At 69.1% G+C, this 12391-nt stretch carries 16 protein-coding genes and 1 riboswitch; of the genes, 1 reads left to right on the top strand and 15 read right to left on the bottom strand.

What is annotated here, in order from left to right; all coding sequences use genetic code 11:
- Positions 1-36 precede the first annotated feature (36 nt).
- From JOE57_RS16885 to JOE57_RS16865, 5 genes are all read right to left on the bottom strand, one after another.
- The gene (locus JOE57_RS16885; RefSeq protein WP_204920541.1) at positions 37-906 is read right to left on the bottom strand and encodes a TrmH family RNA methyltransferase; all 870 of its coding nucleotides are present in this window, start codon (positions 904-906) and stop codon (positions 37-39) included.
- Between the two features lie 16 nt (positions 907-922).
- Positions 923-1300, bottom strand: coding sequence for a 50S ribosomal protein L20 (gene rplT, locus JOE57_RS16880; protein ID WP_204919755.1), 378 nt, complete (start codon positions 1298-1300; stop codon positions 923-925).
- Between the two features lie 128 nt (positions 1301-1428).
- The gene (rpmI, locus tag JOE57_RS16875; protein WP_204919753.1) at positions 1429-1623 is read right to left on the bottom strand and encodes a 50S ribosomal protein L35; all 195 of its coding nucleotides are present in this window, start codon (positions 1621-1623) and stop codon (positions 1429-1431) included.
- A gap of 55 nt (positions 1624-1678) precedes the next feature.
- On the bottom strand, positions 1679-2422 hold the full coding sequence (gene infC / locus JOE57_RS16870; protein ID WP_204919752.1) for a translation initiation factor IF-3: 744 nt from the start codon (positions 2420-2422) through the stop codon (positions 1679-1681).
- 249 nt (positions 2423-2671) lie between these two features.
- The gene (locus tag JOE57_RS16865) at positions 2672-3238 is read right to left on the bottom strand and encodes an SseB family protein (RefSeq protein ID WP_204919751.1); all 567 of its coding nucleotides are present in this window, start codon (positions 3236-3238) and stop codon (positions 2672-2674) included.
- A gap of 111 nt (positions 3239-3349) precedes the next feature.
- Between JOE57_RS16865 and JOE57_RS16860 the strand changes: the two genes are divergently transcribed.
- Positions 3350-3832, top strand: coding sequence for a hypothetical protein (locus JOE57_RS16860; RefSeq protein WP_204919750.1), 483 nt, complete (start codon positions 3350-3352; stop codon positions 3830-3832).
- Positions 3833-3847: 15 nt separating this feature from the next.
- Here the strand turns inward: JOE57_RS16860 and JOE57_RS16855 are convergent, their stop codons facing one another.
- The 10 genes from JOE57_RS16855 to JOE57_RS16810 all read right to left on the bottom strand — a co-directional run bounded on the left by JOE57_RS16855 (position 3848) and on the right by JOE57_RS16810 (position 12182).
- The gene (locus JOE57_RS16855; RefSeq protein ID WP_204919749.1) at positions 3848-4324 is read right to left on the bottom strand and encodes a PH domain-containing protein; all 477 of its coding nucleotides are present in this window, start codon (positions 4322-4324) and stop codon (positions 3848-3850) included.
- On the bottom strand, positions 4312-5193 hold the full coding sequence (gene hisG, locus JOE57_RS16850) for an ATP phosphoribosyltransferase (protein ID WP_420827688.1): 882 nt from the start codon (positions 5191-5193) through the stop codon (positions 4312-4314). The genes JOE57_RS16855 and hisG overlap by 13 nt, the downstream gene beginning before the upstream one ends.
- A 22-nt stretch (positions 5194-5215) precedes the next feature.
- Positions 5216-5485 (bottom strand): phosphoribosyl-ATP diphosphatase, encoded by a 270-nt coding sequence (locus tag JOE57_RS16845; RefSeq protein ID WP_204919748.1) that lies wholly within the window; start codon positions 5483-5485, stop codon positions 5216-5218.
- Positions 5486-5489: 4 nt separating this feature from the next.
- Positions 5490-6203 (bottom strand): nicotinamide riboside transporter PnuC, encoded by a 714-nt coding sequence (gene pnuC, locus JOE57_RS16840; protein ID WP_204920539.1) that lies wholly within the window; start codon positions 6201-6203, stop codon positions 5490-5492.
- 87 nt (positions 6204-6290) lie between these two features.
- A riboswitch (FMN riboswitch) is annotated at positions 6291-6417 on the bottom strand.
- A 95-nt stretch (positions 6418-6512) separates the two neighbouring features.
- A complete protein-coding gene (gene mshC / locus JOE57_RS16835; RefSeq protein ID WP_204919747.1) occupies positions 6513-7763 on the bottom strand; it encodes a cysteine--1-D-myo-inosityl 2-amino-2-deoxy-alpha-D-glucopyranoside ligase in 1251 nt (416 codons plus the stop codon).
- A 60-nt stretch (positions 7764-7823) separates the two neighbouring features.
- A complete protein-coding gene (locus JOE57_RS16830) occupies positions 7824-8642 on the bottom strand; it encodes an SCO1664 family protein (RefSeq protein ID WP_338041359.1) in 819 nt (272 codons plus the stop codon).
- A gap of 7 nt (positions 8643-8649) precedes the next feature.
- Positions 8650-9246 carry a DUF3090 domain-containing protein gene (locus JOE57_RS16825; RefSeq protein ID WP_204919745.1) on the bottom strand — a complete coding sequence of 199 codons (597 nt, stop codon included), beginning with the start codon at positions 9244-9246 and terminating at the stop codon, positions 8650-8652.
- A gap of 56 nt (positions 9247-9302) precedes the next feature.
- Positions 9303-10040: an MSMEG_4193 family putative phosphomutase gene (locus tag JOE57_RS16820; protein ID WP_204919743.1), complete on the bottom strand. Its 738-nt coding sequence runs from the start codon at positions 10038-10040 to the stop codon at positions 9303-9305.
- A gap of 61 nt (positions 10041-10101) precedes the next feature.
- Positions 10102-10635 (bottom strand): flavin reductase family protein, encoded by a 534-nt coding sequence (locus tag JOE57_RS16815; protein ID WP_204919742.1) that lies wholly within the window; start codon positions 10633-10635, stop codon positions 10102-10104.
- Between the two features lie 47 nt (positions 10636-10682).
- Entirely contained in the window at positions 10683-12182 is a 1500-nt protein-coding gene (locus JOE57_RS16810) for an FAD-binding protein (protein ID WP_204919740.1), read from the bottom strand.
- Between the last annotated feature and the right edge of the window lie 209 nt (positions 12183-12391).

Here is a 12391-nt window from a genome sequence, read left to right as displayed (position 1 = left end):
TCGTGATGTGGCTTCGTGGATGGTGCGAGTGACAGTCTAGGAAGGCTGACCGGTCGTCGCCGCACCGGACTGGCCGGTGGACCTGTGCCGCTGCTCAGCGGCGGTGGCATAGAGGCAGACCGCAGCGGCGGTGCTCAGGTTGAGACTCTCCGCGGCGCCGTAGATGGGCACCCGCACCACCTGATCGGCGAGTCGGGCGTCCTCGGCCGGCAACCCCCACGCCTCGTTACCCATCAGCCACACCGTCGGTCGGGCCAGGCCACCGGATCCTTTCAGCTCGTCCAGGTCGACAGCGCCGGCACCGTCGGCCGCCAGCACCTGCAAACCTCGCCGGCGGCACTCGGCCAGCGTGGTCGCCAGCTCCACTCCCTGCACCAGCGGCAGATGAAACAGGCTGCCGACGGTGGCGCGCACCGTCTTGGCGTTGTAGAGGTCGACCGAGCCCTCGCTGAGCAGCACCGCGTCCGCGCCGAAGGCGTCGGCGCAGCGGATGACCGTGCCGGCGTTGCCCGGGTCGCGCACCTGGGCGCAGCAGACCACCAGCCGGGGATCACCCGCCAGCGCCTGATCCAGCGACACGTCGATGACGCGGCAGACGGCGACCACGCCCTGTGGGGTCACCGTGTCGCTGAGACCGGCGATGTCCTGGTCTGACAGCAGCCGCGGTTCGACCCCGACCGCCCGGGCCGACTGGATCAGGTCGCCGTGCCGCTCGACGCTCGAGCCGCCGACGAACAGCGCGGCGACCACCCCGGCTGCGGCCAGTGCCTCGCGGACCGCCTGCCGGCCCTCCGCCAGGAACAACCCGGCCCTGATCCGCTCCTTGCGCCGAACAAGCCGACGAGCCGACCGGATCTGAGCCTGGCTGGCAGGACTCAGTCTGGTCGGCTCGTCGTTGGCGGAGATGTCGAGCCTGTTGTCGTCAGGCCGCAGACGAGTCCGCGATCGGCACGTTGGCCTTGGCGACCCCGACCAGGACGGCGAACGCCTTGGGGTCGGTGACAGCCAGGTCGGCGAGGATCTTGCGGTCGACCTCGACCCCGGCGGCCTTGAGGCCGGAGATGAAGCGGTTGTAGGTCATGCCCTCCGCACGGGCAGCGGCGTTGATCCGCTGGATCCACAGCTTGCGGAAATCACCCTTGCGGGCGCGACGGTCGCGGTAGGCGTAGACCAGGGAGTGGGTCACCTGCTCCTTGGCCTTGCGGTAGAGGCGCGAACGTTGGCCGCGGTAGCCGGCAGCCTGGTCCAGAACTTCACGACGCTTCTTGTGCGCATTAACAGAACGCTTGACGCGTGCCATCCGGATACTCCTTATTTCTCTGATCGGGGCGGGCCCGAGGGGTTCTCAGGTCGGGCTCGTCCACGGCTCGGTGCTGAGCGCGGTGGGTTGGGCCCAGTCGGTTGGGTGGCGCCTTGGGGCGCCGGCGCTCACTTGCCGAGCAGCTTCTTGGCCTTCTGGGCGTCGCCCTTGGACATCACGGCATCGCCGTCGAGACGCCGGGTGCGGGTGGTCGGCTTGTGCTCGTTGAGGTGCATCTTGCCGGCCTTGCGGTGCATCACCTTGCCCGAGCCGGTGATCTTGAACCGCTTCTTGGCACCGGAGTGCGTCTTCATCTTCGGCATGCTGGAGACTCCATTTCCTTGTCTTCGGGAGAAGAACCGTGTGGTTCTGGTACTGCTAACTCAGGTCGATGTCAGCGTCGAGGTTGTCGACCGGGCCGCGCTTCCGCTTCGGGTGGGGCTCGGTGGCGGCCTGGGCCCGATGATCGGCCTGCTCGGTGCGCTCGGCAGCCGCATCGGCCTGCCGCTCCGCTGCCCTGCGGTCGCGCTCCGCCCGGACCTCCGCCCGCGCCTCCGTCTTCTTCTTGTGCGGTCCCAACACCATCAGCATGTTGCGACCGTCCTGCTTCGGGGACGACTCGACGAAACCGAACTCGCCGACATCCTCGGCCAGCTTCTTCAGCAGGTTGTAGCCGAGCTCCGGGCGTGACTGTTCACGGCCCCGGAACATGATCGTGATCTTGACCTTGTCCCCGGCCTTGAGGAACCGCACGACGTGACCCTTCTTGGTCTCGTAGTCGTGGCTGTCGATCTTGGGCCGGAGCTTCATCTCCTTGATCACGGTGTTCGTCTGGTTACGACGCGTCTCACGGGCCTTCTGCGCGTTCTCGTACTTGAACTTGCCGTAGTCCATGAGCTTGGCGACCGGCGGACGCGCCATCGGGGCGACCTCCACCAGATCGAGTTCAGCCTCACGCGCCAAGCGCAGGGCGTCATCGATGCGCACGATCCCCACCTGTTCCCCGGCGGGCCCGACGAGTCGGACCTCGGGAACGCGAATGCGATCGTTGATTCGCGGTTCGGTGCTGATATGTCCTCCAAGTTGAAAAGTTGACGGTCGATCGACCCGGAGAACGCACAAAGGGCTCCCGCTGCGCGGAAGCCCTGAACATGCCTCAAGTCCGGATGCTCTCGCCTCCGGCTCGGGACCTACCCGACAACGGTTACCGAACGGATCGGAAGGTGCTGTGACGGGTGGGAGATCAGGTCTCCGCTTTGCGGACCCAGTGAACTCACTGAATCGGTCGGACGACAGACTAGCAAAGAATGCGCCGGCAGGCACATCTGGCGACTAGACGTCGACACCTGAAGAACCTGCGAGGATGCGACCTTATTCCCGGCCGTCTCTCTGCCCGTCCGGCCCGCCCGACCCGTCGGGGTGCCCGCTACCCTCGCCCACCACCCAGCCGAACTGGCCGCCGGGCAGGTCCACCAGCCGGTGGCCCTGCGCGAGCTGGTCAAGCACCTCGCCCTCGATCACCAGCGGATGCGGCCCCGAGTGGTCCACCAAGAGCGCCACAGCCTGGTCGGCCAGGGCGGACCGAGCGGCCAGATCCAGCGTCACCGGGACCGGCCGGGCCTGCGGGCTCCAGGCCCGCAGCGCGTCCATCCCGGTGAAGACCACCATGGCGCGCCGGCCATCCCCGGCCTGCAGCATGACCACCGACATCTCGGCCTCCCTATCCGAGGTCAGCCCGTCCACCGTGGTCGCCACGCTGGTGGCGGTCGCCACCACCGGCACCAGCACTCGGTCGGCACAGAGCTGCGCAACCGCGCGCAGGTAGTCGGACGGCTCCCTGCTGCCGTCCGCGGCGGCGAGCAGCCGACGGGTGAGGTCGGTCGCCTTCCCCTCGTCATCGGGGAAAGCGGAGTCGGTCAGGGTTCGCTCGTGCGCCATGTCCACCACCGTAGGGGTCCCGGCCGGCCGGGGAGTGGGCGGTGCAGCACCAGGGCCGGCTGAGGGATCTCCCCCATCGCCGGATTGGGCCCCACGTGGCACTGTGGAGACATGCCCGCAGTAGACACCGTGTTGTTGCCGTTGTGCGTCGGCCTGTTCCTGCTCGGGGTGATCGCCACCGGCGTCGCCTGGCGGCGGCACAACAAGGGCCGGGTCATCCAGGGCGTCGCTCTGGCGCTCGCCCCCATCGCACTCTTCTTCAGCGGCCTGTTGCGGCTGGTGTGGAATGGCGCGGTGGCCGTGATCAACTGGGCCGGAGCGGTGATCTTCTCCCCCGCGGTCTGGTTCGGGCTGTCGCTGCTCGGCCTGTGCATCGTCTTGTGGGTGGTCGGGGGCCTCGTCAGCCGCCGCGGCGCCGGCGGCTCGAAAGCTGAGCCCGGCAAGGCCGTCACCGCCGGTGGCCTTCAGACCCCCAAGGCATCGGCGACCAGAGCCGTCGCGAAGACGGGCCCGGCGAAGGGCAGGCAGCCGGCTCCGATCGACGAGGAGATGGCCGAGATCGAGGCACTGCTCAAGTCGCGCGGCATCGAGTAGCAGCCGAGCCGGGGGTCAGTGCGACGCCAGGAACGCGCGGTGCCGCGCGCGAAGCTCCTCGACCGCCCGCACCGCACGCGGTCCGTCGCTGGCCTGGATGCCCATCAACTGTCTCTTCTCGGCGTCCAGGTCGACCTGGAACGGGCGCCCGTCGCTCGGCTTGAGCAGCAGCAGCGCCCACGGGTCGCCGGGTCGCAGCAGGATCGTATGCACTCGCGACCATTCCACCCGGTGCCGGCGCAGCCCGTTGCGGAGCAGCAGCCCATCCGCGTCCGCCCAGACCGCACTCGCGGCCATGGTGATCATCGCGAACACGAGGAAGCCGAGAATCGCCAGCAGCGTCAAGAGCTGCGAGAAGGTGAAACCCGCCCTGAGATGAGGCGGCAGGGCGACCCAGCCGACCGCGCAGAGCACCACCAGGGCGACGGTGAAGATCACGGCCACGATCCTCAACCGGAACGGGCGGAACACCACCGGCGCTACAACCGGCATGCGGCGATGTCGGTGACCAGGATGGCCCTGGCGCCGAGCTCCCACAGGTCGTCCATCAGTTGCTGGGCGTCCTTGCGCGGCACCATCGCCCGGACCGCGTACCAGCCCTCTCGGGCCAGCGGCGAGACGGTCGGCGACTCCAGCCCCGGGGTGATCTCGGAGGCCTTGTCGACGATGTCGGCGGACGCGTCATAGTCCATCATCACGTAGTTTCGCGCCACCATCACGCCGTTGAGGCGCCGCACCAGAGGCTCCAGCCCGACCGGGGGCTCGGCCTCCGAGCGGCGGATCAGGATGCCCTCCGACTCCAGGATCGGCTCGCCGAACAGTTCCAGCCCGTTCTGTCGCAGCGTCGTGCCGGTCTCGACCACGTCGGCGATGACATCGGCCACCCCGAGCCGGATGGCTGTCTCGACCGCTCCGTCCAGCTTGATCATCCGGGTGCTGACGCCGTGCTCTGCGAGGTAGCTCTGCACCAGACCCGGGTAGGACGTGGCCAACCGCAGGCCGTGCAGCTTCTCGACGGTCAGCTCGGCGCCCGCCGGGGCGGCGAACCGGAACCGGCTGCGGGCGAAGCCAAGCGGACGCACCTCGGTGGCCTTGGCACCGCTGTCCACCAGCATGTCCCGACCGGTGATGCCGACGTCCAGCGTCCCCTCGCCGACGTAGACGGCGATGTCGCGCGGACGGAGGTAGAAGAACTCCACCCCGTTGGCCTCGTCCAGCAGGACCAGCTCTTTGGCGTCGGACCGCTGCGCATAGCCGGCCTCGCGGAGCATCGCGGCTGCCGCCTCGGAGAGGGAGCCCTTGTTGGGGACGGCGACTCTGAGCAGGCTGGCCGACGATCTGGGCGGACGGTGGGAGTTCACGACGCTCAATCTACCCAGCCGCTCAGAGGTGGGCGTACACGTCTTCGAGGTCAAGACCGAGCGACAGCATCATCACCTGCAGGTGGTAGAGCAGCTGGCTGATCTCCTCGGCCGCCTCCGCTGTGGACTGGTACTCCGCAGCCATCCACACCTCGGCCGCCTCCTCGACGATCTTCTTCCCGATCTGGTGCACACCCGCATCCAGGCTCGCCACGGTCGCGGATCCGGCCGGACGGTTGGCTGCCTTGTCGCTGAGCTCCTGGAAGAGCGAGTCGAAGGTCTTGTAGGTCACCGACTCAGCCTAACGGCTGCGTCAGCACCTCCTGGTCGGCTCCGGCGTCACCGGGCCGAACGGCCCGTTCACGACGCTGGATCCGCCACCAGGAGACGAAACCGATCACACAGAAGGCGCCGTAGACCGCGTACATGATCGCCGACGGATAGTACTGGGCTGTCAGCAGCAGCGGTACGCCGACGAGGTCGACCGCGATCCAGATCAGCCAGAACTCGACCCAGCCGCGCGCCATCCCGTATGTCGCCAGCACCGAGCCGGTGAGGATCCAGGCGTCGGCCAGCGGTCCCCAGGAGCCGAGTGCCTTGAGGATGAAGTAGAAGGAGGCGTAGAGCACCACAGCGCCCACGGCGAGCTCGACCAGGCCTCGGCGACCGGCCCAGCGGGGTGTGACCCCGACCCCGCCCTCGGAGCCGTTCTTGCGGTACTGGTACCACCGGTACCAGCCGTAGACGCTGACGATGAAGAAGAAGATCTGCCGACCGGCCTGGCCCCACAGGTCGAGGTTCTGGGGGGTGTGGAAGACACCGCCGAGGAAGACCGTGAACAGCACGATGTTGCCGATGATCCCGATCGGCCAGGCGGCCACCCTGCGCCGCATGCCCAGCAGTGCGCTGGCCAGTCCAAAGCCGTTGCCGACGATCTCGCGCCACAGAATGGGCTTGCCGAGACCGAGGTCGAGCTGGGCGTTCGCAAACCTCAGAAGCAGTTCCGAGATGTCCATCAGTCTCTCCACTCATCCGGTCGCGCAGGCACCGGGGCGATAGAGACATCACCGGCCGCCAGCGGGCAGCGGTGACGCACTCGCGTGATCCTCCCATCCGGACTTTCACCGTCGGTTGTGGAGTTTCACCACATCAGCCGATCGCTGGCTGCGATCGGGTCGCGGACTGTACCGCCGGCTCGGAATTGCACCGACCCCGGAACACGCGCGAGTTGTTCACTCGTCGCCCAGCAGTCTATTCAGTCAGCGGCGGACTGACCAACCGGCACCCCAGGAAGACAGTGGCGAACCGAGACGCCGAGGTCACAGGCGTACGCCGAGGAGGGCGTCGCAGACCTGGGCGACCAGCGTCGGCGCCTCCGAGTCGTCGGAGTCGATCGCGGTCGAGGCGCCGGCCCAGGCGTCCACCGCTGCCAGCGCGGCCGGGGCGTCGAGGTCGTCGGCCAGCGCCGCGCGGACGGCTTCGACCACCGGTGCGGCGTTGAGGCCGGAGTCCAGCCGGACCGCTTCACGCCACAGCGCCAGCCGCCGCCGGGCCGACTCGAGCAACTCCGAGGTCCAGGTCCATTCGGAGCGGTAGTGGTTGGCCAGCAGGGCCAGCCGGATCGCCATCGGATCCTCGCCCCGCTCGCGCAGCTGCGAGACCAGGACCAGGTTGCCCTTCGACTTCGACATCTTCTCCCCGTCCAGGCCGACCATCCCGCTGTGGACGTAGAGCCGGGCGAACGGCTGACCGGTGGCGACCCGTCCCTCGGCCGCGCACATCTCGTGGTGCGGGAAGACCAGGTCGCTGCCGCCGGCCTGCACGTCGAAGCCGGTGCCGAGCAGGGCGAGCGCGATGGCCGTGCACTCTATGTGCCAGCCAGGTCGACCGCGTCCGAACGGGCTGTCCCAACCCGGCTCCCCGGGGCGCTGCTGCAGCCACAGCAGACAGTCCAACGGGTGCTTCTTGCCAGGACGGTCCGGGTCACCGCCGCGTTCGCGGAAGATCTCCAGCGCCTCCGCGTCCGGGAGATGGGCCAGCGACCCGAACTCGTCATCGGCCCCGCAGCTGAAGTACAGGTCGGGGTGCTCGGCGTCATCGACCCGGTAGACCGCGCCGCGCTGCTCCAGCCGCTGGATCAGCTCGATCACCAGCGGGATCGACTCCACCGCGCCCACGTAGTGCTCTGGAGCGATGACATTGAGTGCCGTCATGTCGTCGCGGAACAACTGCGTCTCCCGCTCGGCGAGATCCACCCAGTCGATCCCGGTCGCCGCCGCCCGCTCCAGCAGGGGGTCGTCGACGTCGGTCACGTTCTGCACATAGTTGACCCGGTGACCGCTGTCACGCCAGACCCGGTTGAGCAGGTCGAACGAGACGTAGGTATTGGCGTGCCCCATGTGGGTGGCGTCGTAAGGCGTGATCCCACACACGTACAGGGTGGCGACGCCCTGGCTACTGCCCGGTGCGGCCGGCTGGAGGGACTGCGACGCCGTGTCGAACAGCTCGAGCGCCGGAGTGCTGGCTGGGCGCTGAAGTCGACGGACGGGAGGAGAGTTCCAAGCCTGCATGCGATGCAGCCTATCTGCCGGCCCGAATCCGATCGGGGGGCGGATCCGAACGGGGACGGCTCAGAAGGGGGGCCAGGGAATGGACGGCCAGTCGTCGCCCGGTTGCGGCAGACAGCCCTCGCCGAGCAGTCGGTCGGCACGCCACAGCAGGGCGTCGATCTCCTGAGCCGAGAGCAGCGACTCGAGCAGGCTGGCGGCATCCGCACGGACCCGGCCCACGGCCTCGATCGCCTGCCGCTCCAGCGGCTTCCCGGCCCACCCCCACAGCAGCGTCCGCAACTTTGGTTCGGTGTGGAAGCTGATGCCGTGGTCGACCCCGAAGACGGCACCGGCACTGGCCAGGATGTGGCCTCCCTTGCGGTCGGCGTTGTTGATCAACGCGTCGAAGGTCGCCATCAGCCGCAACCGCGGGTGATCGGCGTGCACCACGGCGACGGGGCGGTCCCGCGCGTCCAGACCCTCGACGACGTCGAAGTACCCCGGCCGCGGAACCTGGGCCGACGAGACGATGTCGACCAGCGGCTCAGGATCCTCCTCGTCCTCCTCCACCCAGACCTGCAGCGACCCGACCCCGACCGGGCCGTCGACCAGCACCGTCACCGGGACGAGGTCGAAGCCGCCCAGCCGGGAAACCTCGTAGGCCGCCACCTCGCGCAGCGCGAGGGTGTGCTCGGGGAAGTCCCACAGCGGACGTTCCCCCTTCATCGGCTTGTAGACGCACTGGACATCCGAGCCAGCGCTGTGCAGAGTGGCCAGGAAGGTGGCGTTGGAGGCCTGCAGCAGCCGACCGGTCACCTCCAGCTCACCGTCGGCCAGCTCGGTGGTCAGCGCGGGATGCCGTGGCCCGACCGGCTCAGCCGGGGCCGGGTCCGAGCTCACGGTCGGCTCACTGGTCGAACAGCGGACGGCGGTAACCGTTCGCCCGCGGGCAGATGTGCCCGGTCGGGTCGATCGGTTGCAGACAGAACGGGCAGGCGGGCCGGCCGGCTGCCACCAGGGCCTGCGCCCGCGCAACGAAGTCGCGGGCGTACGCCGGAGTGATCCTGACCACGAACACCTCATCGGCCTCGACCTCGGCCGACTCCAGCTCGGTCGCAGCGACCTCGGCGGCAGTGTCTGGCTCTTCGTCGGAGTCGACGTTGGCGAACAGCTCGATCACGATCCGATCCGCCTGGGGATCCCAGGCGATCGTCATCGTGCCGACCCGGAACTCCTCGGTGATCGGCGCGTCGAGCGGCTGGGTGTCGTGGGCCTTCGCACTCGCCGGAGGCACCTCGACCGCACCCTCGGTCCGTCGCCGCACCTCGTCCAGAACCCGTTCCAGATGCTCGGCCAGAACAGAGACCTGCTGCTTCTCGCACGCGACGCTGGTGATCCGGTTCCCCTCCCGGGCCTGCAGGAAGAAGGTCCGCTCCCCGGGCTGACCGACCGTCCCGGCAACGAACCGGTCAGGGCTGTCATAGCGGTGCACAAGAATCGCCATAGTGGAAGCCTATGCCAGCCGGTCAATCCGGAAACGCTCGCCCGGCCGACGGGCCGTCATGCCTCGACCACCTCTTCGGCTCCCATGCCGCCACCGATCGGTGCGTCGTCGGCAGCCTTCCGGGTCCTCGCGCGAGACGTCTTCTTCTTCGCAGGCTGGCGGAAGAAGGTCGCCAGTTCTGCGGTCTGCGAGTTCATGGTCAACACGTAGGGCCGGGTGGCGGTGTAACGGATCACCGACACCGATGCCGGGTCGACGATGATCCGCTGGAAGGCGTCCAGATGCATACCGAGCGCGTCGGCCAGCACGGCCTTGATCACGTCGCCGTGCGACACCGCAGCCCAGACGGCGTCGTCGCCTACGGTGTCAGCCAGCCGCTGGTCCCAGCCCCGGACCGTGCCGATGGCGCGCGCCGACATCTCGGTCATCGACTCACCGGCCGGGAACCGCACCGCGGACGGCTGCTGCTGCACGGTCTGCCAGAGCTTCTCCTTGCTCAGGTCGCGCAGCGATCGTCCGGTCCACTCGCCGTAGCCGCACTCGATCAGCCCCTGTTCCACCGACACCGGGCAGCCGTCCCCGCGAGCCGTCACCAGCGCCTGGGTCGTCTGCCGACACCGCCGCAGGGGTGACGTGACGAGGGCGCGCAGCGGGATCGTGGCGATCCGACCACCCACCTCGCGGGCCTGCTGGACGCCCGTCTCGTCCAGCCCGACACCCGGCGTGCGACCCGCCAGCACGCCGGTGCTGTTGGCGGTGGTGCGGCCGTGGCGGATCAGCAGAACGGTGGTCATACCTGTGAGATTAGTGCCACGCCATCGGAGCTGCCGGTGCGGTAGCGCCCTGCGGGGGTGGTCAGCTCGGCTGGTCGAGCGCGCGGTAACGACCGCGCAGGTGGGCCAGTGCACCATCCGGATCGACCTCCCCGAGCTCCACCCGTTCGATGCGGGCCCGGACCAGCAACCCCCAGCCGGCATGGTCAGGGTCGCCGTCGAGCAGCCTCGCGCCCAGCCAGCCAGAGGTGTCGCTCAGCACCGGCCCCCAGTCGGTCGAGGTCCAGTTGGCCAGCCGGAAGGGTCCGCCCGGGGCCGGCGCCATCCCGGCAAAGGCGTCAGCCAGCCCCCGATGCCGCCAACCCAGCAGGCTGACCGCCAGGACGCGGGTCTCGCTGGCGAGCTCCCAGAGATCGGAATCCTCGTCGACCAGCCCGACCAGCTCAGCCGGGCTGCCGTCGGCGAACAGCACCGACGACACCGTCCAGCCGGCCCTCCGGTCGGCGTCCGCGCTCGTCCAGACCGTCACCGGGGCTGGCATCCGACCGCGAAGGCGCCGCAGCGGCTCCCGCTCGTCCTCGGGGGGGAGGAACGGGTGCGAGGAGTGGATGGTCATCTGGTCAGTCTGACCGATCCGTCGGGGTGAGCGATGACCTGGTGGCATCAGCCCGGGATCGAGTACCTCGAGGAGAACATCCCGGCAGGGTCATACCTGCGACTGACCTTGACCAGCCCGCTCCAACTGCTGCCGTAGTAGTCCGCCAGTGGCCGGCCCCGTTCCAGGTAGTTGACGTAGCCGCCGACCGAGGATCGACCGAGCGAGGCGTGGCCTCGCCGGATGAAGGCCTGCGCGGACCTGACCGCGGCACCGCTGGCCGTGCTGGGCAACCCGACGTACCACTGCACGGTGGCCATCGAGTGCCGCCATGGGAAACAGGACGTGGCCCTGGACCCGTCCCGGACGGCACCTCCGAGTGGGTCGAGGATCGCGACGCCCGGCTGGCCGGTCCTGGCCCGGTCCTGAACGACGGCCACCAGAGCTGTCGCCTTCGCCCTGCTCAGCGGCCTGCCGATGATGTCTGAGCCGGCGGACCAGGACTGCCGCACCGAACCGCGTGGCCCCGCCAGCAACGCCACGGCATCGCGGTGCGACCGGGATGCATATGAGACGGCGACTGGTGCCCGCCCGATGGCCTCGATCAGGGCGTTCGCCTCGGTCCTGGCCGAGCCGCCCCAGACGACGCCGACGATCCGTGGCACGACCGCCCCGCCGGCCGCCTCCAGGTGCACGTTGGCCCAACAATGACGGGGCATCACACCCAGTCGCCGTTGCCAGCCGCGGATCACGTGCACCGCAGCGGCCGGGGAGAAACGCAGGAAGAAGAACTGCGCCGAGTGCGCTGGGAACGTGCGGAAAACGAACTGGGTGACGATGCCGAAGTTGTCACCGCCACCGCCGCGGAGGGCCCAGAACAGGTCCGGTTCGCGACTGGCCGACACCAGGCGCACCCGGCCGTCCGGAGTCACCACCCGGATCGCGGTCACGGCATCGAGAGTGAGTCCGTAGAGCCGCGTCTCGGCACCGATCCCACCGCCCAAGGTCAGACCGGCAACGCCGACTGTGGGGCACGTCCCGGTGGGGATCGTCCGTCGGTGCCGGTCCAGCAGCTCGTGCACGGCGGCGAGCCGAGCGCCGGCGCCGACTGTGAGGCGGTGCCTCGCCGGGTCGTAGGCGAGGGCGTTCATCCGCCGGGTGTCGATGACCAGAACCCCGGTGCCGGTCGAGTCGCCTACGTACGAATGCCCACCCGAACGGGGCCGGATCGCCAGTCGGTGGCGACGGGCGAAGGCGAGAGTGACGGACACGTCTGAGGACGTCGCCACTTGGGCGATCGCGATCGGACGGGCACTGTCGCGCCGCGGGTCGAAGGTTCGTCGCACCGAGCCGTAGCCCGGGTCGCCGGGCCGGAACAACGGCCCACGCAGGGCCGTCGACAGAGCCTGCCAGTCGGCTGCCGTCGGAGCGTGACCGGTCGTCTGGGCAGAGGCCCGCAGGCTCCCGACGTCGCCCGCCACTGGCGGGGCGGCCACGCCTACCGCGCCGGCGACAGCGGCCAGCAATATCGCCCTTCGGCTGATCGGATCCTGCGGTCCCCCGTCCACATGATCAGCATGCGCGCCTCGCCGCTCTTCGACAAGCTCAGAGCGCGCGGCTCCACAAGCACAGAGCGCGTGCATCGACAAGCACAGAGCGCGGGACCGGCCGACGTGGCGGCTTGGTGCTGCGCTCCGCGAGGTCCATGATGGGTCACTGTGGCCGGAGCGGGCCCGCACCTGAGGCAGCAGAAGAGACACCGAGGAGTACGTGGAAC

This window comes from Microlunatus panaciterrae, from assembly GCF_016907535.1.
GTDB lineage: Bacteria > Actinomycetota > Actinomycetes > Propionibacteriales > Propionibacteriaceae > Microlunatus > Microlunatus panaciterrae.
Note: the sequence above shows the minus strand (reverse complement) of the source record. Positions and strands in the feature narration are given on the sequence as shown.

Excerpts from the sequence above, each read along its gene's own strand:
- mshC (WP_204919747.1), bottom strand. The coding sequence starts at position 7,763 with ATGCAGGCTTGGAACTCTCCTCCCGTCCGTCGACTTCAGCGCCCAGCC.
- JOE57_RS16820 (WP_204919743.1), bottom strand. The coding sequence starts at position 10,040 with ATGACCACCGTTCTGCTGATCCGCCACGGCCGCACCACCGCCAACAGC.
- JOE57_RS16825 (WP_204919745.1), bottom strand. The coding sequence starts at position 9,246 with ATGGCGATTCTTGTGCACCGCTATGACAGCCCTGACCGGTTCGTTGCC.
- JOE57_RS16860 (WP_204919750.1), top strand. The coding sequence starts at position 3,350 with ATGCCCGCAGTAGACACCGTGTTGTTGCCGTTGTGCGTCGGCCTGTTC.
- JOE57_RS16815 (WP_204919742.1), bottom strand. The coding sequence starts at position 10,635 with ATGACCATCCACTCCTCGCACCCGTTCCTCCCCCCCGAGGACGAGCGG.
- JOE57_RS16865 (WP_204919751.1), bottom strand. The coding sequence starts at position 3,238 with ATGGCGCACGAGCGAACCCTGACCGACTCCGCTTTCCCCGATGACGAG.
- JOE57_RS16855 (WP_204919749.1), bottom strand. The coding sequence starts at position 4,324 with ATGCCGGTTGTAGCGCCGGTGGTGTTCCGCCCGTTCCGGTTGAGGATC.
- rpmI (WP_204919753.1), bottom strand. The coding sequence starts at position 1,623 with ATGCCGAAGATGAAGACGCACTCCGGTGCCAAGAAGCGGTTCAAGATC.
- rplT (WP_204919755.1), bottom strand. The coding sequence starts at position 1,300 with ATGGCACGCGTCAAGCGTTCTGTTAATGCGCACAAGAAGCGTCGTGAA.